The sequence below is a fragment of the Nocardia sp. Tas62D01 genome (assembly GCF_055232035.1).
On record NZ_JBUYUZ010000001.1, the window covers coordinates 7,079,817 to 7,101,036 of the forward strand.

Here is a 21,220-nt window from a genome sequence, read left to right on the forward strand (position 1 = left end):
CGTGCCGCAGCCGCGTTGGTACGTCGGCTCCGCTTTGCACCGCTCGATGTTCGTGCGGCAAGGAATGGAGATATCTGTGCGTAACCAAGAGCAGTCGGATACAGCGATCGAGCAATCCGACGATGGGTCTCGCTCGGCAACTGTCCAACGGCGCACCCGCGCCTTTTGGTTCGGCCTTGCCGCAACCACTCTCGGTACCGCGCTGCACTTGCCGATGTTCTGGGAATCGCGGCACATGGACTATCACATGGCGGATATGCCCATGGATGCCAGCATGATCGGCGGCATGGTGCTGATCGTCCTCGGCCTCGCGGTCACCACCTACGGGCTGATTCCCGTTGGCGCGCATCGTGATCGGGTGGCGAACCTGCGGGTGCGCGCGCTGGACGACGCACCGATCAATCGCGTGCACGTGGTATTGCTGCTGGTGATGGCCGCGGCCATCACCATCGACGTGATGAAGCCGACCACGCTGGCGTTCGTGGTGCCCGGCGTCGCCAAGGAGTACGGCCTGAAAACCGCGACCAATCCCGGCGGCGGCCTGCCTGCCGCGCTGCTGCCACTCGCCGGGATCACCGGCACGGTGATCGGCTCGCTCATCTGGGGTTGGCTCGGTGATCGGATCGGGCGCAAGGCGGCGATCCTGCTGGCCGGTGTCTTCTTCGTGGCCACCTCGGTGTGCGGTGCGATGCCGAGTTTCGCGTTGAATCTGGTGATGTGCCTGATCATGGGCATCAGCGCGGGTGGCATGCTGCCGATCGCGTTCACCCTGCTGGCCGAGACGATTCCGGCGCGCCACCGCGGCTGGCTGCTGGTGTTGATCGGCGGCGATATCGCGGGCGCGTACGTCATCACCAGTTGGCTGTCGTCCACCATCGGCGACAGCTACGGCTGGCGGGTGATGTGGCTGATCGGGTTCCCGACCGGGCTGCTGACCATTCTGCTGACCCGCTGGGTGCCGGAGTCGCCGCGCTTCCTGCTGGCGCTCGGCCGCCGCAAGGAGGCCGAGGAGGTGCTGCGGGTCTATCACGCGTCGATCGTCCCGGTCGAGCAGCCCGAGCTCGCGGTCGAGTCGGGTGTCACCGGCGGGTATCGCCGACTGCTGCAGCGACCGTTCGGCGGTATCACCACGGTGCTCGTGCTGGTCGGGCTCGGTGTCGGTCTGGTCGTCTACGGCTTCCAGCTCTGGTTGCCGACCAACCTGCGCCAGCTCGGGTACAGCGGCGTCTCGGCCGATCAGATCCTGCGCGACTCGGCGTTGATCGGTTTCCCGCTCAATTTTCTTGTCGCCTACTGCTATCACCGATCCTCGAAATGGACGATGGTGATACTCAGTGCACTGCTCGCGATCTCGCTGTTCGGGTTCGTCGCATTCGGCGATCGGGTCGCGGACAACAAGACGCTGCTGTACGCGCTGCTCATTCCGCCGATCTGGGGCGCGAGCTCGGTGGTCGCGGTACTCGTTGCCTACGGTGCCGAGGTGTATCCGACCCGAATACGTTCTCGCGGAACCGGTTTGGCGGCGGGCATGAGCAAGGCGGGCGGCATCATCGTGATCGCGCTCGTGGTTCTCGCCGTGGCGACGCCGTCGATTTCGACGACCGCGCTCATCAGCGCCATCCCGATGACCATCGCGGCGGCGGCCGGCATCGCCTTCTTGATCGAGACCCGCCGCCGCCCACTAGAGGAAATCACCGCAGCAGAACTACGCGCGACCGCCTGATCCGCAACCGCTCACATGTCCTATCAGGCGCCGGGCTTGGGGTGCTCGTCGCGTAGGCGGCTAGGACCGCGATGCATTGAGCATGAAGGCGTTTGCCATAAACCGAAAGTGCGGCAATGATTTGCCGTCTTTGCTGAGCAAATAACGTTTCCACGCTCCATGACCTGATTGAAAAATCGTCGACATCGCGTGGGCTGAAAGCAGATCGCTAATTTGTGGGCCGGCGCCCCGAGCGTGTCGCTTCCGGCGCGCCTAGCGGGCTCACGCTGTAAGCCGAAATCGGTTGTCGGACAGTCGATCGTCGCGCTGGCAAGTCCCGCCACTCGCTAGTAGCGGCGGGCCGTCTGGACGACAACGTCGACCTGGCCGCGGCATTGAATATTGATGTCTGCCCACCCAGTTTCCATCAGGCGCCGCCGAGTTCCACCACGGTGTCTGTCCGGTACGTGCCCTACAACGGTGCAGCTGTGTACGAGTCGTGGATGAGCGATAGATGTCAGCGGCCACGGGTGTGCGTCACGTTGGGCACGATTCTGCCGAATTTGCCCTGGGCGGCCGAGATGATGCGCTCGATACTCGACGGACTGTCCGAGCTGTCCGTCGATGTCGTTTTGGCGATAGACCCCGGCTCGTGGGATCGGGTGTCCGACGAGGTGAAGGTGGCGCCCAACGTCCTTGTCACGTCTTGGGTTCCGCTCGGATTGTTACTGCCGTGCTGTCGCGCAATCATCCATCACGGCGGGGCCGGGACCACGATGACGGCGCTCGTACACGGCGTGCCTCAGCTCGTATTGCCCCAGTTCGCTGATCAATTCGCGAATGCGCAGCGGATCGCGACCTGTGGCATCGGTGTTGATCTCGCGCCGACGATGGTGAGCAAGGAGTTCATCCCTGACCTCGTTGATTCACTGCTGTCCGACAATTCGCTCATGGGGGACAGGGCGCCCGGCCGACATGTTCCTGGCCTCGTGCGCCTCATTGGGCCTGCTCGTCGAGAAAGATGGCGAGTACGGCAACTCTGTGACCGTAGCACAATTTCTCGTAGAAGGCGGACCCGACTACTTCGGAGGTTTTGTCCGTTTCTGTGATGTGCGTGAGTACCCTGCCTGGGATCGTCTAGTCGAGGCCTTACGGACAGATCGACCGATGACGTGGGACCCTGCCGTGCAGGATTCGCCGTTCGCCCGGGAGGACCGGGTCATGACCGAGATGTTCTGGGAAGCGCTTCATGTCGCGGCCACCTACACGGCCCGTGGCCTGGCGGACGCCTATGACTTCGGTGCGCATCACCGCCTTCTTGATGTCGGCGGCGGGTCGGGGGCCTTCCTGATCGAACTCTGCCGGAGAAATCCAGCGCTGCGTGGAACGCTGTACGAATTGGATCACGTCTGTGCCGACGCTGCGGCTCGGGTCGCTCACGCCGGGCTCGCCCACCAAATCAATACCGTAACAGGGGATTTCATCGCGGAACCTGTTCTTCCGGAAGAGCACGATGCGATTCTGATCAGCGGGGTACTCGACAACTGGGATCCAGAGACTAATCGCGCATTGATCCGCAAGAGCTACAACGCCCTTCGCCCAGGCGGAGCGCTCCTGGTCTGTGAGCTGATGCTTGATTCTCGGCGTGCAGGACGCCGCGCTGATGGGTCTGAACATGGTGATCGAGACCACCGCGGGGAAGAATTACTCCGAGACCGAATATCGCGAATGGATGGGGGCCGACGGGTTCGAAGGTATTGAAATACGCCGACTCGACGGGCCGGGAGCCAACGCTGTCCTCGTTGCCCGTCGGCCCTGACTGCGGACCGGGTGCGAGGATGCGCCTGCCGGATTCCGTTGCTGACGTTGATATCGATCGATGGTCGACCAGTCTGCGTCCGCTGGAGGCAGCGGCTCGGATGCTGTGGATCGGTTATCTCGGACCGCTTTTGAGTCGCGATGGTCTGCGCGGTTCGTGGTGCGGTGGATGGGTTTCGTACATGCGGACTGTTGCTAGGAGCGCGGCCGCGGCGCTGACGGTCGCGGCGGCCCTGACTGCGGCGTGTAGACCCATGAGGTCGGCGACAACACCGCCAAAAACGGCGCCGACGGCGTAGCCGAGATCGCGCCAGACACGGTAGACACCGAGTGCGCGGCCGCGCCACATCGGATGGGCGACATCACCGATCACGGCGAGCAACGTCGGGTAGACCATCGCGGTGCCAACGCCGAGTAGCACGGTTCCGAGCGCCCACCCGGCGAACGTACGCGAATACGCGATCACCGACAGGGCCCCCGCCTGGATTGCCATCCCACCGACGATCAGATATTTGCGGCCGATCTTGTCGGACAGTCCCCCGGTGAGTAGCTGTCCGGCGCCCCAGACTTCGGGATACAGGGCGAAGAGGAGCCCGATCTGGCCGACGGGGAGGTCGGCGGTCGAGAACAGCAACGGGAACAACCCCCACGACAAACCAAAGTTGAGGTTGTTGACCAACCCGGCGTGGCTGGCCGCGGACAGAGCGGGTTCTTTCAAACTGGTTTGGAGAGCGATCTGGCGGTCTGTCAGCTCGGCACCCAGGTGGTCGCGGAGGCCGCGGTCGCATGGTTTGTAGCGGGCGGCCTCCAATCGTGCGTGGTCGCGGGTGTCGCGAATCAAAGCCCCCGACAAGGCCAGTGCCAGTGCGGCGTAGGCAAACCCGAGCAGGAACGGGGCCGGGCGCAGGCCATAGTGTTCAGCGAGGTACCCGGCGAGCAGGGAGCTCAGCGCGACTGCGCCGTATCCGGCTGCTTCGTTGAGCCCCATGGCCAGTCCGCGGCGGGTGGGACCGACGAGGTCGATCTTCATCACCACCGTGGTCGACCAGGTCAAGCCTTGATTGATGCCAAGCAGCACGTTGGCTCCGACGACCCATCCCCAGTTGGGTGCGGCGATCAGCATCAGCGGTACCGGCAGCGCGAACAGCCAACCCACCAGCAGGACCGGTTTGCGGCCGTAGCGGTCGGAAAACGTTCCCGCGAAGTAATTCGCGATCGCCTTCGTGATTCCAAAGGCTGCGACATAGGTGAATATGAAGGTGTAGCCGGTGAGGCCGAATTCGGATCTGGCGAGCAGTGGCAGCACTGTTTGCTGCTGACCGACCATGCCACCGACCAGCGCGTTGACCGCGACGAGCAAGATGAACTGGGACGCGTTCTCCCGAAGGCCTAGTACCAGCGCCGGTCGGTGCGAGCGCGGCAGCTTCACCGTTGGGTTTGCAACTCCTCTCCGCGGACACGGGCGTAGTCGGCCGGGTGCCCGGCCAGCACTCGTACATCGGTTTTGCCAGCGGCTTCGAGGATGCTCGCTGCACCCATCGCCCGTTCGCCATGCCCGCACATCACTATCACCGGACCGTCCGGCACCTCGATGGGGCTGTGTGCGAGCGTGCCGAGTTCGATGTGGCGGGCACCGGGCACATGGCCGGCGGCGAACTCACCGGCCTGCCGGATGTCGAGAATGGTCATTGGTGCGTCGGTGGTCAGTTGCTCGGCCTCGAGCAATTCCACTGTCTCGGAGTCGACCTGACCGGTCCATGCGTCGATTCCGCCGCCGAGTTCCCCTGAAACAGTGTCGAATCCGACTTTGGCTGCCTCCCAAACGATGTCGGTGGGGTTCTGATTCGCGGCGCGGACTATGACCAGCGGTCGATCCGGGTCGGTGAGCCAACCCAGCCACGTGGCAAAGACCGGACGCAAGGTGATGGACAGGGCACCGGGTATGTGCGCGTCGGCGAAGTCTGCGGCCTCGCGTACGTCGACGATCTGCGCACCATCGGCGACTAACTTCTGCACCTCGTCGGTGGTCAACGCAGCAAGCCCGCGGGTCTCGCCCAAAACCGCGGGCCCTTTGCGATTGACCTCACCTAGGCGCAAGAAATAGTTGGGGAAGGTGCCCAGCGAGCCCAGAAGGGCTTCCACGAACGCGTCTTCACTGTCGACTTGCAGGAGCGGATTGGTGGCATGCTCTTTACCGATTGTGCTGACCCGATCTCCACCCACCCCCGAAGAGCAGAACGACCCCGCGCCGTGGGTTGGCCAGACCGGGGTGTCGTCGGGCAATTCCATAAGCAGCTGCAGCGAGTGGTACTGGGCGCGAGCCAGCGGCACGGTCTGGTCCGGGCTGACCAGGTCGGTGCGTCCTGCAGTGCCGACCATCAACGACCCGCCGGTGAAAACGCCCAGCAGTTGATCGCCTTCGTACAGGAGATACGACAGGTGTTCAGGGGAATGGCCAGGAGTGGCCAGTGCCTGCAGCGTGAACGAACCCACAGCGATGCGCTGCCCATCGTTCATACCTGTCACTGTGAATCCACGCGGCCCGACCTCGGGGGCCAGCACGGTAGCGCCGTCGGTCTCGGCCAGTTCACGAACTCCGGAGATGAAGTCCGCGTGCATGTGGGTCTCCACGGCGTAAGCGATGCGCAGGCCGCGGCGGCGCGCTTCAGCGAGCACTTGCCGCACATCGCGTTCGGGATCGAGGACTAGGGCTCGACCGTCGCCGAGGTCGAGCAGGTAGGTCGAGTTGCCCAGACCCTCGTCGATGACGGGTACCAGCGTGAAACGAGACGGCATCGCAGAACTCCCCTGTGATTTGTTCAAGCGAAGTGCTATTCCATTAAAACATGGAATATGAGTACAGTAGGCCATGCGGTTCCGACGATCAACTGGGTCGGGGCGAGATGTGCTATGGCACGGCGTTTTTGGAGGCAACGATGGGTGGCGACGAGCCCTCCGCGAAAGCGGCTCTCTACGAAGCGTTCGCCGCCAGTGGTAAGGCACTGGCGAGCGGCAAACGGCTCCTACTGCTGGATCTGCTGGCCCAGGGCGAGCGCACAGTGGAGGCGCTGGCCATCGCTGCGGGTTTGAACCTCACCACGGCATCGGCGCATCTGCAGACCCTCAAACAGGCCGGGTTCGTCGTGACCCGCCGCGAGGGCGTACGGATCCACTACCGGCTTGCTGGTCCAGATGTGGCGCAACTGTTCGCGTTGCTACGTAAGGTCGCCGAAGCCCATCAGAGCGCTGTGCCTCCGGCTCGCGTCAACTACCTCGGGCTTGATGACGGACGAGAGATGACGCGCGAGGACCTGCTCACCCGTGGCGCAGGCGGTGACTTCGTCATCCTTGATGTGCGCCCGCTACCCGAATACCAGGCCGGCCATATTCCCGGGGCAGTCTGTATTCCCGTCAAGCAGCTTGGTGAGCGTATCGGTGAACTCCCCGGCGACGCCGAGATAGTGGTGTACTGCCGCGGCGAGTACTGCGTGATGGCCTATGACGCGGTCCGCCTGCTCAATGATCGGGGCCGGCGCGCGATCCGGCTCCGTGACGGCATGCTCGAGTGGCGACTCGCTGAACTTCCTGTCGTCGTAGCCGAGCTGGTATGACCAAAGCCCCGGCAACTCGTCCGGTCTATCTGGACTACAACGCCACCACCCCGGTCGATCCTCGCGTCCTCGACGCGATGCTGCCTTATCTCACCGAGGTATTCGGGAACCCGTCGAGCGACCACACGTACGGTCGTCGACCAGCAGCCGCGCTCGATGCCGCGCGCTTTCAGGTCGCGAAGTTGATCGGCGCCGCAGCGCGCGAGATCGTTTTCACCGGCTCGGGTTCAGAAGCCAACTTGCTGGCCCTGCGCGGCGTCGTCCTGGCTCCCGGGCGCCCCTTCGCCCACCTCGTCACTCAGGCCACCGAGCACCCGGCGGTGCTGGCGACCTGCCGTGCGCTATCTCGACTGCACGGTGTGCGCGTCACTGTTCTGCCCGTGGAATCCGATGGGCGACTGGACCCCGCCACGCTCGCCGCAGCACTCGACGAGCGGCCAGCGCTCGTATCAGTGATGGCTGCCAACAACGAATCCGGTGTGCTCCAGCCGATTTCCGATCTCGCCGAGTTGGCCCACCGCCACGGCGCACTGTTGCACTGCGATGCAGCTCAAGCCGCAGGCAAGATCGACCTGGATATTTCGGCGCTCGGAGCGGACTTGCTCACCGTGGTCGGCCACAAGATATACGCGCCCAAAGGAATCGGCGCACTCTACGTGCGCGAAGGCATCGGTCTCGAACCTATGATCTACGGTGGCGGCCAAGAACACCAGCGGCGCGCAGGCACCGAAAATGTCGCGTTCGCCGTCGGATTCGGTGTCGCGGCCGAACTGGTCGCCACAGATCTTGCCGACGGAACGCCCACCCGTCTCGCTCAGCTGCGTGACCAGCTGTATCAACAACTCTCCGATGCCCTTCCCGATCGAGTTCACCTCAACGGCAGCGCGGAGCACCGGCTACCCAACACGCTCAACATCAGTATCGACGGCGGACGTGGCCACGAAATCCTCGCCGCCACACCGCAGATCGCAGCGTCCACCGGTTCGGCCTGCCACACCGGAACATTCAGTCCTTCACCGGTGCTGACCGCGATGGGCATCGAGGTTGAACGGGCTCTTGGAGCGATACGGCTGTCGTTGGGACGTATGAGTACCTCCGAAGACATCCAGGTCGCGGTCGCCGCGCTGACAGCGGCGGCGACCGAATGTGAAGGGGCGACCGCCCGCCGCAGCGTCACTACGCCAGGAGAACGATGACCGACACTGCCTCCCCACACGAACTTTCGTCTCTCCGCGTGGACGCTGGAGACCTGCGAAGTCCCCAAGGTGCGATTGATGCGCGACGTCGTCGAAGGCGGAGTCCCGAGTCGCCGCTACACCCGCTGCGGCTCTCAGTCCACCGTCTGCGTCCTCGAAGCTGAACATAGCGAACAAGACCTGGCCTTCATGTCTGTTGAATCCCCGAGGTACCTGACGATGCGTCTGGCAGTTGGCATGCCCTGACGTTCTAACCGGGGATTGCTCGAACTGCCCGTGAGTTGATGGGCGAACCGGGTGATTTCTGTAATGCGGTATTGCGGTCAGACTGTGGGAGAGGGCGGAAGTGGAGCATCGGGTGGACGATTAAATTCGCCAGTATGAGAGGCATCAGATCGAATTCTGATGCTAAGCGAGAACCAGTCGATACCGTCATCGGCGATGACATAGGTCGCTGAAATAAGCTGCCCGCATGGTGTTTAGAGATGCCAAGCGGCGGTGGCTGTTCGGGTGCGGGTCTGCCGAGGCGGTGTTCTTTGTGGGATGCGGGTTTTGCGGTAGTTGAGCAGGACGCGATGAACCAGTTGACGAGTGGCTCATCGCGGCATAGTAAGTCGCGCGGATGGCGCGGTGCGACCAACACGGTTTATGAACCGTCTCAGCACAAACCGCCCGGTCGAGTTCAAATGCGACTACCATCCAAGCCTGAGCCGGTAGTCGTCCACGGAGGAACTGTGTGCCCACAGAACTGGGGGGTTCAGGACCTCTCGGGGGAGCTTGAGTCGCAGATTCGGAATGGGAGAAACCCAATGCAGTCGGTCGATCACTCTCGCGCCTGCGGGGCCGCCGAGTCCGTCGTGATGGCGTGGGTCGAGTTCGCAGAACTCGACTCGGCTGGATCGGGGGAGATCGGTCTGCATAGCGAATTGCTACCGTCGAAACTGGTCATCGGTCTAAGATCGCTCAGCGGTGTGGTCAAACCCCGTGTGAGAGCCGTAGAACGCGTGGTCAAACGCAAATCCGGCAGTGGAACTGCCCTCCTCTACTGAGTGCGAGTAGAGAGCTCCTGCTGCGCGCCGTGCACACCATCTAACTCGTCCGAAGCGAATGGGTCGAGAGGTGGATCGCGCGCATCATTTGATTGTTCAATGCGGTCGATTGAAAAGCTCCGAGCTGTATTCATTGGACGCTGCGCGCAGTCCACATCCACTTTTTCGAGTGATTAGTAAGCAGTTTCCTCTTGACATATTGGGAAAAGCTTGCTTCAGTCGAGGGTTTTCAGGTAGATGAGCATTGAATTTGCAAGGTGCATGCTAAGATTCGGTTGAACTTTCAATCGGAAACGTGATAGTCGGGGGAGTCCGGCATGCAAAGAGGTGCAAATCCCGCTCTAATTACCCAAGCCAGCAGAATGAATGTTCGGACCAGTCGATGACCGGTGCTCCAACGTAAGCGCATGTTAACCCTACGGACATTTGCATTCATATAAAAGATCTCACATCGAATCGGCTTCGCCGGGCAGGTTCGTGGAGCTCTTGTTATATCGCCCGAACTGGTGAGGGGGAAGGTGAAAGATGAAGCAGCATTCAGGCTCCTTGGAGACCAATTCTACCGAATTATCAGAAGACCCGCGCAGTTATTCGCCGAGCAGAATCGAAACCCTGCTGGTGCCGATTGAATCGTTACATCCGGCCGACTCGCCTCGCTTCAACGGCATCAACGAGGACTATTGCCGTTGCCTCTCGGAGGTCGAGACGGCGACACCGCCTATTCTTGTGCATCGTCGAACCATGCGAGTGATCGACGGAATGCACCGGCTATACGCCGCCAAACTTGTCGGGGCGAAGACAATCCAGGTGCGATTCTTCGACGGCGATGAGTCGGAAGCGTTCATCTGGGCTGTCAGGGAGAACAACGCACACGGCCTGCCCCTCTCGTTGGGTGAGCGAGTGGCAGCTGCCCGCCGGATCATCGAGTCCTCACCGCAACTGTCCAACCGAGCGATCGCCGGCTACGTCGGGCTGTCCGACAAAACCGTGGGTGCAGTCCGTAGTCATCGATCAACCTCGGAACATTCGCAGTTGAGCAGCCGCATCGGCGCCGATGGAAAGGTTCGGCCACTGGACCCTGAGATGGGACGGAAGCGGGCCGCGGAGATACTTCAACAGCGCCCGAACGCTTCGCTCCGTGAGATTGCGGTAGGCGCCGGGATCTCGGTGGGCACTGCACATGACGTCCGCAAGAGGATCCGCAACGGCGAGAGCCCGATCCCGTCGCAACGGCGACGGGATGAGGCCGATGATCGAACGCCCTCGCCAACCGACGATGTCTCCAACGACTCCCCGGCACGTAAGCATGCGTCCAGAGAAGTCATGCCAGAGGAGATCGATCTATCGATTCTGCAGAGGCTCGCCAAGGACCCGTCCTTGCGTCACTCCGAGAGCGGGCGGGAGCTCTTGCGATTCCTGAATGCATATGTTGTGCGTGACAACCCGATGAAGCAGGCGAGGACGGTGCCACCGCATTGTGTTGAGTCGGTGATCCAGCTAGCTCGCCAGTGCAGCAACGCATGGCTACGGTTCGCCCATGACATCGAAGCAGCCAACAAGATAGCTCGTTGAGCCACGTCGGAAACTTCTAAAGGCTTATTGGTTCGAGAACTAAACGCTTGCCCAGTTATTTTGGGGCACAGTGACGATGGAGGCGGCCTCGACCTGATCGAAGGTCCGACGAAGTGAATGTTGGCAGAATTTATCTGCTATCTATCTTCCACGCTGCTCGGATAATCTCGCAGGAGCAATCTTATAGCGAATCTACAACGCAGGGCTACTTCAACCAAGCTGGGAGCCGCTTCGCCGGTGCTGTCATGGTGAGATTGATGACGTGTGCTGCGTAATTACGGATACTCAGTAAATGATTGGCAACACTGTGTCGATATTAAGATATCTTGCTTCGGCACCGAGGTGATTCTGCGGGTTCGACATGAGTCCTCGGGCGTCGGCGCAGGCCTGGGTGCATATCTCACATGACAGCGGCGTGAGGCGATTATACGGCTTTATTGTGCAGTCGAGAAGGGGGTCTCTCTAGTGCGGATCATCAATTGACTACCGCGTGCGGAGCGCGGTACCGTCCGATCGGCTCAATTTGAAAAGTATGGGGTGTAAAGACTCAAAAGATCCCGCTCTCATAGGTAGTTCTTGCTCCCTGGTATTCATCCCGGGCGGCGATGAGGCAAGGGCTCTCGATATAGAGCCTGCAGGCGTATGGAGGCGCAATGACTTTGAAAGTCGGGCACAGCTGGGTGAGCGTGATGGCAGCTGTAGCGGTTGTTATTTTCGTCGGTGTCGTCCCGAGACCGGCGGTCGCTGCGACCGCGGGGGTGACATTCACCGATATCACTCCGGGGTCGAGCCTGAGTGATTATCGGCGGGCGCCCTCACCGGCGGAGTTCGCGCGACGTGAGGGGAATCGGCAACGACCCATGTCCAACGACGCGGACTTCGTTGCCGAGCCTGTGCACGACAGAGGCCTGCCCGGTGTGGTTCTTTTCGACTACGACAACGACGGCGACTCCGACATCTTCGTGACCAACGGCCCCGGCAGGCCCAAAAGCCTCTATCGCAACGACCTACAGGGCGGACATTCGACCTTTGTCGACGTCGGGTCGGCCGCAGGCGTCGGACTCACGGCCATGGACGCCAACGGCGCATGTGCAGGAGACATCGACAACGACGGAAACATGGACCTCTACGTGCTCGGACGCAATCAGCCGAACCATCTGTTGAAGAACCTGGGCAACGGTGCGTTCCAAGACATTACGGACTCGAGCAACACCGGCCTGGGCAATCTGAACCATACGAGCTGCACGATGGCGGACTTCGACAACGACGGTCTGCTCGACATCGCGATCGCCAACACGTTTTCCATGACGGATGGTCTGGCTATCGTCGGCGTGCCGTACGGCTTGACACAACAGAACCAGATGCTGCACAACACCGGCGGGTCGACGTTCGCGGACGTCTCAGCCAGCTCGGGCTTCGACATGATCAAGCTTCAGGGAGTCGCGCCGGCCCCACTGGGGGACATCTCGTGGGCCGTCGCTGCTGTCGACATCGACCAGGACGGAGATCCAGACCTCGTCGTAGCCAACGATCAGGGCGCGTTCTTCATGAGTAAATATGGCGGTATCGACCGCGGTTTCAACCGCGTATATCGCAATGACGGCACAGGGCACTTTCAGGATGTGACATACGAGGTCGGTCTTGCAGAACCGGGGGCATGGATGGGACTTGCGTTCGGGGACTTCAACTTCGACGGCACGATCGATTTCTTCTCCACCAACTTTGGCGACTACGTGATGATGAATCCACCGGTGCCGATCGTGACGCAGGATCTGGGCGACTGGTCCAGCCGCTGGATGCTGCAGAAGCCCGATGGCACGTTCGTCGACCCGCGCAGGTCATCGGTCCGCAATCCCGTTGCGACTGCGGCAGATCCGAGCCTAGGTGGACTGAACGCGACACCGTTCGGTTGGGGCGTCTCGACGTTCGACTACGACAATGACGGATCCCCTGACATCGTCTATCACGGCTCACTGGACGCGTTGTCCGTTGTGACAGCGGACAACCCGGGGGCGCTGTTGCACAACGAAGGCCCGCAGGCCCTGCGAAACGGCTTCTTTCCGTCCTTCAGCGCCGACGATGCGTTCACCCGGTCGGGCGCCGACCATCGGCATCGGACGGTGCTCGGGGTCGCGGTCGCCGACCTGGATCACAACGGATTCGACGACGTTGTCTCCGTAGGCTCGTCGGTCAACGTGGGGGACCTGACGCCGTACCACGATGTCGAGCAGTTCAATTTCAACTCACCGTTCGATGACGCGAAGTTCCTCGAGGTCTACGCGCCTTTCGGCGGCGGACGGCGCAACACCGTGCTCTACACGCCGACCGGTAAGCACACGGAGGACGGCGACCTGGTTGTCGAGATGAACAACGGCGGCAACGGAAACCGTTCGGCGGCGGTCCGCACGGTCGGAAGCATCGGGCTGACGGACGGGGCGCGAGTCAACCGGAGCGGTATCGGCGCGGTCGTCAAGTTCACCCCGGCGGGGGGCAACACCGCGATCAGACCGGTGATCGCAGGGTCGAGCTTCGCCTCGCAGGACGAACTCGAGGGCACGTTCGGTATGGGCCAAGCGGGTACCGCAGTTGTGGAGGTGCTCTGGCCGGGTGGTGTCCGGAACAAGCTCTACGACGTGAAGCCCGGAGAGCGCATCACGTTCCCCGAGATCCCGTGCAGCTACACCGATCCGGCTGTCCCGGTGGATCAATACCGAGCGTGTGTCAGTAAGGCGGTGAGCGACTTGAGCGCAAGCGGTCAAGTGACCCAGCAGCAGGGCGATCGGCTCCTCAGCAGCGCACTGCGCGCATTCGACGAGGCCCACTGATGATGGACGGTAAGGGTGACGGAATGCAGGAGTCTCAAGTTCTGCGGTTTGCCGAGGTGTTTCCTCGCCTCGTCGCCGGACTGACACAGACCGAGATCGAACGCCTACTTGTCGCAGGGCGTTGGGAACAGTTCGACGCCGGCAAGGCTTTGACCCTCCAAAAACACCAGGGTAGCGATCTCTACCTGCTGCTGAGTGGGACTGTCGACGTGGTCGTGCAGACAGGTGGCCGCGCACTACGCAGGCAGACTGTCGGGCCGGGAGAGTGCGTCGGCGCTGCCGATGTAGTAGACCCCAGCCCGTCCGAGGCCACTGCCCTTACCGCGACCCCCTGTGGAGCTATCCGCTTGTCGCACAACATGTTGAGGGCATTGACCAAGACCGATTCACCACTGGCGAAAGCACTGCTCGACTATCTCGCAACAGAGCTCAGGCAGTTCAAATACCAGCAGATTGCCCTGTTCACGGGGCTCTCCGGAATACGCCCGCCGACTGACAGAACTGATCGAAGAGAAGACGGAGGGTTGGGCAAATCAGTCGCCGGTAGTCCGATCGGGCCTGCTGAAGCCGAAAGAGCCCGGTCACTTCTCGCCGGCTCCGACGAATTCGACCCGCCCCTCGCCCCGGAGCTCGATGCGTTGATCGGTGCATTACAGGTGCAGACCATCGGGGGCGGTCGAACCCTGGCTGAGAGCGACAACCACGACGAGGCGGCCTGGCTTGTGCTCGACGGGGAGTTGGTCGCGATGTGCCGAGAGCGTGAGGTCGGCCGATATCTGCCAGGAGACTGGGTCGCGGCAGCGAACACGGGTCCTGGCACCGCGGCAGAGCTGACTGTCCGTGCATTGTTCCCGAGTACGGTTGCGCGACTAGGTGATTCGACGTGTAGATCGATGAAAGAGTCCTCCGGGGCACTGCATATCCAGTTGCGGCGGGTCTTGATTCGGCAGTTGGCACGCGAGTTCAGGCAAGTGTGCAGCAGAGTGCGCGGTCAGCTTGTCGGAGGAGAGCACGCCGCCGATGCACGCCACGGCAATGCGACCGAGAACGTCGACGTCGTCGTGGTCGGCGGTGGACCGATCGGCCTGGCGTATGCGATTTGGCTCAAGCGTGCGCGCCCGGAGACACGCATCGTGGTGATCGACCGGCGCCGGCGCCCCGGTTACAAGGTCGGTGAGAGCGCGTTGTCGACAACTGTTCGCAGCCTGCGGTCGCTCGGGCTGTCGCAAACCATGCTGCGTCGGCTCTTCGCGAACAAACTTGGACTCGCGTTCTGGTGGGTCGGGCCGGATCAACAAAAGCCATCCACACACATTGATGTCCTCGAAATCGAGGAGACGTTCCAGGTCGAGCGCCGCGTCCTGGAGACGGCGCTGTTGCAGTGCGCGACGCGGATGGGCATCGATGTCCGCACTGGCTGGCGAGTGGACGTCACTCGCAGCGCCATCGAGGTGCCACGAAGCACGCTCGTCTGTCGTACTGCTGACGGCGAACACACGATGACGACCTCGATTGTGTGTGACGCCAGCGGGATCGCCTCGGTGATCCCGCGGTCTCTGGGCCAGGGCCGTAAGCCTCGGGACACCATCGACGCGAACACATACTTCGGCTATTTCAAACGGGTGTCACACCCAGATCTCGACCACTGGGACATCGCCGCGACCAGGCACCTTTGCTTCCCAGAAGGCTGGTGGTGGTTCATCACCGTGTGCAGTTGGGACGCGATGCCGGACGACGCGCTGAACGGAATGGTCAGCGCGATGCTCGATGAACTGCCTGCCGAGGACGGCGACAGCGTCCAGACTCGTGCCGAGTTCGCTGAGCGGTTCGGCGGCGAGACAGAGGAGATCGTCAGCATCGGAGTGGTTGTCCGTAACGACCGCGACCACAGCAAACATCTCAACCCGCAGGATCGATTCGACTACTGGGTCAAGCGCTACCCCGGCGTCGATGCCGTACTCCGCCACTATCAACGGGTCGAGAATCCCTATGGAAAGAGCCGCCCCTTCCTCAGCTTCCAGAACATGGTGCATGACCTCGAGTCCGCCGCTGGGGACGGATGGCTCGCGATCGGGGACTCAGCGTTCTTCGTCAACCCGCTGTTCTCGCCGGGACTCAACTTCGGTTCTGGCACTGCGTATATGGCCGTGCAAGCAACCATCCGAGCCCTGGACACCGACGACGCCAGCCGGGCCAGTTTCGAAACGTACGAACACTACCGTCGCACGATCAGCACAGCGCTGTTCCGCGAAAACGAGATGCTCTACCGCAGCTTCCGCTCTGCGCGCTCATTCGAACGCGCGCTGATGTTGAAATTCTTCTTCGGCATCACGGACATCCTCCCAAGGGGCGACTACTCGCCGTCGGACCCCTATGTGTACAACCTGCTCGATCCGCGCTTCTCGCGGACCGTTCAACAGGTAGTCGACATCATGCGCGACGGGGAAGAGCGAGGCGAACACCCGGACACCACAGGAGAGAGGGTGGCGACTGTGGTCGATGAACTCGTCGACTCACTTCGCGACCTGGATGTCGTCCGCGACGCACACATCGGCCGCTACTTCACGCACTACACCGACGATCTGCACCGCGTCGACAACCGAGATCGGGGGCGCGGTGATTTCCGCACGTGGCGGTGCACCGGCTGCCGTTCCTTCGTAGACGAGATGTTCCGATTCTGTCTCGTATGCGGAGCGCCGCGCCCGGTGCCGACAACGACAGCCATGACACAGAACTGAGCAACCGAGGTTGCACGCTTGTGCGGCAAAGCTTTGCGCCGACGAACGCGGACATCCTCACCGAGGAAGTTGGATCTCCGATGAGACATCTTGGTCGCGCCATCATTCTCACTCTCAGCGCATTGCTGGCGGTCGCCTGCGGCGGATCGCCGGGCAGCCCGCACCACGAGGGCGGAAACGCCGAGCTGCGGATCGGTGCGATTCCCGATCAGGATCCGCAAAAGCTGCAACGCACCTACGGAGTGCTATCCGATTGGCTCGGCAGCAAACTGGGTGTCAAGGTCGAATACGTGCCCGTCACGGACTACATGGCGTCGGTAAGCGCCTTTGTCCGCGGGGACCTGGATCTTGTCTTCTTCGGCGGGCTGACCGCGGTGCAGGCGATGCACCAGTTGTCGGGTGCGGCGCCGATCGCACAACGCGATATCGACGCCGAGTTCCGGAGCGTGTTCGTGGCCAACATCGGGAGCAACATCAAGCCGGTCGACGACGTCGCAGGCCTGAAAACGCTTGCGGGGCACCGGTACACGTTCGGTGCGGACACTTCGACCTCGGGTCGGCTTATGCCGCAGTACTTCTTGCACGAAGCCGGAGTCGGCATCGGTGACTTCGATGGCGAGCCCGGGTTATCCGGTTCACACGATGCGACCTGGAAGCTCGTCCAGGAGGGAACCTACGAAGTGGGCGCGCTGAACGCCGCGGTGTGGGACGACAGGCTGGCTTCGGGGGCGATCGACACGTCGAAAGTTCGCGAAGTCTTTCGCACGCCGTCCTACCACGACTATTGCTGGGTTGCCCGGCCGGATCTCGACAAGCGATTCGGCGACGGCTTCACGGGCAAGGTGACCGCGGCACTATTGGCGATCGACGGCAGTGACGAGCGCGAGCATGAGATCCTTCAGGCGTTCGCGGCCCAGAAATTCATCACGACCGAGGCCGCCAACTACACTCAGATCGAAGCCGTGGCACGCGATCTGGGCCTGCTGAATTGATCGCGATGACCAGGCCAGTCTTCGAGCTCCAGAGCGTGGCAGTTCGTTACGGATCAACAGTTGCTCTCGCGGGAATCGACCTCACGGTGTCGCCGGGGGAGCGGATCGCGGTCATCGGGCCCAGCGGTGCGGGCAAGACGACGTTGATCGGGCTGCTGAACGGCACGGCCGTCGCTACTGAAGGTCGCTTGCGCGCGCTCGATTGCGACTACGCCACCGCCAGCGCCCGTCAAGTACGTGCGACGCAGCGCCGAATCGGCACGATCCACCAACAATTCGACCTGGTCGACCAGCTCCGTACGGTGCACAACGTGAACGCAGGCAGGCTGAGCAGCTGGCCGTTCTGGAAGGCCGTACTGTCGCTGGTCCAGGCACACGATGTGCGGTCGGTGCGCGTGGCGCTGGATCGGGTCGGCATCGGCGACAAGATCAACGAGCGGACTGGCACGCTGTCCGGCGGCGAGAAGCAACGGGTCGCGATCGCACGCGTGCTTGTGCAACAGCCCGTCGCGATCTTGGCCGACGAGCCGATCGCAAGTCTCGATCCTGTTCGCGGTCGGCAGATCATCGACTTGCTTCTCACGCTCTCGAACGAGGCCGGCGTCACGTTGATCACGAGCCTGCACGACGTGGACATCGCACTGAGTTGCTTCGAGCGGATCGTCGGCCTGCGAGACGGTCGGGTGATCTTCGATTGCCATCGAAAAGACCTGAACGACAATGAAATTGAAGAACTCTACCTGCTCGAACCGGCTGTCGTCCGCCAATGATCGTCAAGACCACCGAGCTCGAATCGAATGGTGTGGCGGTAACGCCCGCATGCGGTAGCCCTCGACGCCGGCAGGCGGGGGCCAGCGGTGTTCCCTCGCGCCAGCGACATGTGTGGTTGGGACTGCTGGTAGCCGCGGTCGCGGGGTCGGTCGTGCTCGGGATCTGGCACAAACCGGTGTTGCTGCCAGGCGGCGGTGCAGCGTTCATCGAGTTCTTCGGAGCCGCCCTCCACCCTGAGCTCGATGGAAAGTTCCTCCTCCTGACGCTCACCGCGGCATTGACAACGCTCGCCTATGCCGTGCTCGGAACCTTGCTCGCCATTGTGATCGGCATCGTCGGTGGCATTTTGACAACGCAGGCCTGGTGGACGTCAGGTGCTCGAACTCATCGACAGCGTGGCAAGGCAGGTTGGGCCGTTGCTCGCGTGGCGCTCGCATTGCCGCGCGGAATCCACGAGGTGGTATGGGCGCTGTTCTTCCTACTTGTCTTCGGGCTCAACCCGATGGTCGCGGTGCTCGCCATCGGCATCCCGTTCGGTGCCGTCACCGCAAAGGTGTTTTCGGAGCTGCTGGACGAAGCACCACGTCGGCCGTACGAGGCGTTGCGAGCCGCAGGGGTCGGGAAGCTGCCGGCGATGCTCTATGGACTTATCCCGCTCGCGTTGCCCGACTTGATCTCCTACAGTTTTTACCGCTTCGACTGCGCGATTCGCAGCGCCGCCATCCTCGGTATCGTCGGCGCGGGTGGCCTCGGATATGAACTGACGCTGAGCTTTCAGACACTGCGTTACGACGAGATCTGGACCTCGCTGTACGCGCTGATCGGGTTGAATGTCGCGGCCGACTTCTGGAGTGGCTGGGTGCGGCGCCGCCACAGCAGCCGCCACCGCGATCCGGTGCTCGTCGGTTCGGTGCTCCTAGTCGTATTGCTTGCCGTGCTGTCGATCTGGTGGATAGGCCTCGACGTGCGAGTGCTCGGCGACCCCGGCAACTGGAGGCAGGCCAGCACAGTGCTGAGCGAGGCGTGGCCGCCCGCGATCGGGCCCGACGGCATCGACAAGCTGATCGAGCTGACCGCCGTAACGCTGGCCATGTCAGTGCTCGCCATGGCGCTCGCGTTCGGGGGTGGTGTGGTGCTCTCATTTCCCGCGGCGAGGCTGTCGCAGCTGGGGCGTCGGAGCAACGATGGCCTTGTGCGGCATGCGCGGAGAATCTTCACGTTCGCGGTTGTGAGGATCATTCTTGTTGTGCTGCGGGCGATTCCACCGCCGGTGTGGGCGCTGCTGTTCCTGTTCGTCTGTTACCCGGGCATCGTGCCGGGCGCCCTGGCGCTCGGCGTCTATACCGCAGGTGTGCTGGGACGATTGATGGCCGAAGCTGCCGAGAACCTGGACGGCCGCCCGTTGCGGGCTTTGCGCGCGCAGGGCGCGACCGAGGCACAGGTGTTCTGTTACGGCGTGGTGCCGGCGGTGACTCCGCGATTCGTCGCATTTGGGCTATACCGCTGGGAGGTGACTATCCGGGAAACCATCGTGGTTGGCGTCGTCGGCGCAGGCGGACTGGGACTACTGCTCGATCACAGGCTGCATGCGTTCGACTTTCGCGGGGCCCTCACGGCGATGCTCGCTCTCACCGTGCTGACTGTCGCAGTCGACTTCACCAGCGCTTTCGTCCGTCGGTCGATACGGTGATTCGGACATGGACGCAGATACCCACTCTGAGCGGTACGCGCGATGCACGGCGCCCGCAACGTAGTTCAAGATACCGGTACTTTCAGCTTGACTGTTCAACTGCGGAAAAGTCAGGTTGAACACGTAAGGCCGATCAATCGGCTGAGAGCCGTTCGACGAGCCACCCCAGCGATAAGGGATAGCGGTGATCGATGCCGTTGTGCTTGCCGGGGAACAGCTCGAAGCGCACGACATCGGCTGGGACGCCCGCCTGCTCGAGGGCTGCATGGAACGCTTGAGCGCCGATATCCAGGTAGTGCTCGTCCTGCGTGCCGCCATCGACCCAGATCGCCCGCATCGAGCGCAACGCTTCGGCGTGCTTGGGCACCATCCGTACCGGGTCCCAGTCCAGCCACCTCTGCCACACCGCTGGGCGGAGCATCCCGGTGGCCGGGTCGAACGGAAGTTCCGGTGTGCCGTCCGCGCGTGCCGACAGACATGCCGACATGCCGTAGATGATCAGTAGGGAAGGGTCCTCGGGCCGCGTGAAGCTGCCGCGCTGCTGGAAGTCCTGCCACCACCGTGTGATGTCCCCGCCGTAATTACGCAGGAAGCGTACGCACATCGGGAACTTCGCGAAACAGGTGAACTCGAACAACGCATCACCGGCGTGCGTCGCGAAACCGCCGAAGAGATCCGGTCTCATCATCGAGGTGACCATGGCGCCGAATCCTCCACTGGACTTGCCGGAGACGCCACGGCGCGCGGCCTCGGGATAGGTCCGGTAGTGCGAGTCGACCCAAGGGACAATCTCGTCACAAAGGTAGGTGTGGTATCGGCCGGTCCCTGCCGAATCGAGAAACTGGCTTCCGCCATATTTCGTCCAAGTGTCAACGAACACGACGATCGCTGGTGGAATCTCACCACCGGCTATCAGTTCGTCGACGATCTCGATAAAAGGGCGCTGGAATGGATATCGGTTCCACCACATTTCGATCTGGCCCATATAGCCCTGCAATATGTAAATTGATGGATATCTGTGGGTGTCGTCTTCGTCGTAACCTGGCGGAACGTACACCCACAGCGGCCGCGTATCAGCATCCTGCAATATATTGCCGCGAAGCGATTCACTCTCTACCAGGTGCTCGTCCAATCGACCGAACAAAACAGGGGACGATGTTGACGACATCTCAGCTCCTTGGCCTAACGGTAGTGGTGTCAATCTTGAAAGATATGCTGTATCGCGGCGGGTGTCAGCTTTCAAGTCGACGCCGTCG

At 62.1% G+C, this 21,220-nt stretch carries 13 protein-coding genes and 1 pseudogene; 11 read left to right on the forward strand and 3 right to left on the reverse strand.

All coding sequences use genetic code 11. The features are described from left to right. Positions 1-76 precede the first annotated feature (76 nt). The 3 genes and pseudogenes from ACV7NQ_RS33865 (at position 77) to ACV7NQ_RS33875 (ending at position 3,463) form a co-directional block, all read left to right on the forward strand. A complete protein-coding gene (locus tag ACV7NQ_RS33865; RefSeq protein ID WP_463363277.1) occupies positions 77-1,723 on the forward strand; it encodes an MFS transporter in 1,647 nt (548 codons plus the stop codon). Positions 1,724-2,097: 374 nt separating this feature from the next. Next, positions 2,098-2,589: pseudogene (locus ACV7NQ_RS33870) on the forward strand (glycosyltransferase); the annotation flags it as partial. Positions 2,590-2,677: 88 nt separating this feature from the next. Continuing rightward, on the forward strand, positions 2,678-3,463 hold the full coding sequence (locus ACV7NQ_RS33875) for a methyltransferase (protein WP_463363278.1): 786 nt from the start codon (positions 2,678-2,680) through the stop codon (positions 3,461-3,463). Positions 3,464-3,635: 172 nt separating this feature from the next. Here ACV7NQ_RS33875 and ACV7NQ_RS33880 read toward each other — a convergent pair whose 3' ends face one another. Together ACV7NQ_RS33880 and ACV7NQ_RS33885 are read right to left on the reverse strand one after the other, a co-directional pair. Further along, positions 3,636-4,949: an MFS transporter gene (locus ACV7NQ_RS33880; protein ID WP_463363279.1), complete on the reverse strand. Its 1,314-nt coding sequence runs from the start codon at positions 4,947-4,949 to the stop codon at positions 3,636-3,638. Beyond that, positions 4,946-6,316, reverse strand: coding sequence for an MBL fold metallo-hydrolase (locus ACV7NQ_RS33885; protein WP_463363280.1), 1,371 nt, complete (start codon positions 6,314-6,316; stop codon positions 4,946-4,948). The genes ACV7NQ_RS33880 and ACV7NQ_RS33885 overlap by 4 nt, the downstream gene beginning before the upstream one ends. A 140-nt stretch (positions 6,317-6,456) precedes the next feature. On the opposite strand from ACV7NQ_RS33885, the gene ACV7NQ_RS33890 reads away from it, so the two are divergent. The 8 genes from ACV7NQ_RS33890 (at position 6,457) to ACV7NQ_RS33925 (ending at position 19,964) form a co-directional block, all read left to right on the forward strand. After that, positions 6,457-7,131: an ArsR/SmtB family transcription factor gene (locus ACV7NQ_RS33890; RefSeq protein ID WP_463363281.1), complete on the forward strand. Its 675-nt coding sequence runs from the start codon at positions 6,457-6,459 to the stop codon at positions 7,129-7,131. Next, positions 7,128-8,327: a cysteine desulfurase family protein gene (locus ACV7NQ_RS33895; RefSeq protein WP_463363282.1), complete on the forward strand. Its 1,200-nt coding sequence runs from the start codon at positions 7,128-7,130 to the stop codon at positions 8,325-8,327. The genes ACV7NQ_RS33890 and ACV7NQ_RS33895 overlap by 4 nt, the downstream gene beginning before the upstream one ends. A 1,574-nt stretch (positions 8,328-9,901) precedes the next feature. Beyond that, on the forward strand, positions 9,902-10,948 hold the full coding sequence (locus ACV7NQ_RS33900; protein WP_463363283.1) for a ParB/RepB/Spo0J family partition protein: 1,047 nt from the start codon (positions 9,902-9,904) through the stop codon (positions 10,946-10,948). A gap of 653 nt (positions 10,949-11,601) precedes the next feature. Further along, positions 11,602-13,773 (forward strand): CRTAC1 family protein, encoded by a 2,172-nt coding sequence (locus ACV7NQ_RS33905; protein ID WP_463363284.1) that lies wholly within the window; start codon positions 11,602-11,604, stop codon positions 13,771-13,773. A gap of 23 nt (positions 13,774-13,796) precedes the next feature. Continuing rightward, positions 13,797-16,511, forward strand: a complete 2,715-nt coding sequence (locus ACV7NQ_RS33910) for a cyclic nucleotide-binding domain-containing protein (RefSeq protein WP_463363285.1) — start codon at positions 13,797-13,799, stop codon at positions 16,509-16,511. A gap of 80 nt (positions 16,512-16,591) precedes the next feature. Beyond that, a complete protein-coding gene (locus tag ACV7NQ_RS33915; protein ID WP_463363286.1) occupies positions 16,592-17,503 on the forward strand; it encodes a putative selenate ABC transporter substrate-binding protein in 912 nt (303 codons plus the stop codon). A 5-nt stretch (positions 17,504-17,508) separates the two neighbouring features. Next, the gene (locus ACV7NQ_RS33920) at positions 17,509-18,273 is read left to right on the forward strand and encodes a phosphonate ABC transporter ATP-binding protein (RefSeq protein ID WP_463365918.1); all 765 of its coding nucleotides are present in this window, start codon (positions 17,509-17,511) and stop codon (positions 18,271-18,273) included. Between the two features lie 116 nt (positions 18,274-18,389). Beyond that, positions 18,390-19,964, forward strand: coding sequence for a PhnE/PtxC family ABC transporter permease (locus ACV7NQ_RS33925; protein ID WP_463363287.1), 1,575 nt, complete (start codon positions 18,390-18,392; stop codon positions 19,962-19,964). A 133-nt stretch (positions 19,965-20,097) separates the two neighbouring features. On the opposite strand, the gene ACV7NQ_RS33930 is transcribed toward ACV7NQ_RS33925, so the two are convergent. Further along, on the reverse strand, positions 20,098-21,132 hold the full coding sequence (locus ACV7NQ_RS33930) for an alpha/beta hydrolase (protein ID WP_463363288.1): 1,035 nt from the start codon (positions 21,130-21,132) through the stop codon (positions 20,098-20,100). Between the last annotated feature and the right edge of the window lie 88 nt (positions 21,133-21,220).

Coding starts and splice junctions, on each gene's coding strand:
- ACV7NQ_RS33910 (WP_463363285.1), top strand. CDS start 13,797: ATGCAGGAGTCTCAAGTTCTGCGGTTTGCCGAGGTGTTTCCTCGCCTC.
- ACV7NQ_RS33885 (WP_463363280.1), bottom strand. CDS start 6,316: ATGCCGTCTCGTTTCACGCTGGTACCCGTCATCGACGAGGGTCTGGGC.
- ACV7NQ_RS33920 (WP_463365918.1), top strand. CDS start 17,509: ATGACCAGGCCAGTCTTCGAGCTCCAGAGCGTGGCAGTTCGTTACGGA.
- ACV7NQ_RS33890 (WP_463363281.1), top strand. CDS start 6,457: ATGGGTGGCGACGAGCCCTCCGCGAAAGCGGCTCTCTACGAAGCGTTC.
- ACV7NQ_RS33915 (WP_463363286.1), top strand. CDS start 16,592: ATGAGACATCTTGGTCGCGCCATCATTCTCACTCTCAGCGCATTGCTG.
- ACV7NQ_RS33930 (WP_463363288.1), bottom strand. CDS start 21,132: ATGTCGTCAACATCGTCCCCTGTTTTGTTCGGTCGATTGGACGAGCAC.
- ACV7NQ_RS33905 (WP_463363284.1), top strand. CDS start 11,602: ATGACTTTGAAAGTCGGGCACAGCTGGGTGAGCGTGATGGCAGCTGTA.
- ACV7NQ_RS33875 (WP_463363278.1), top strand. CDS start 2,678: ATGTTCCTGGCCTCGTGCGCCTCATTGGGCCTGCTCGTCGAGAAAGAT.
- ACV7NQ_RS33895 (WP_463363282.1), top strand. CDS start 7,128: ATGACCAAAGCCCCGGCAACTCGTCCGGTCTATCTGGACTACAACGCC.
- ACV7NQ_RS33900 (WP_463363283.1), top strand. CDS start 9,902: ATGAAGCAGCATTCAGGCTCCTTGGAGACCAATTCTACCGAATTATCA.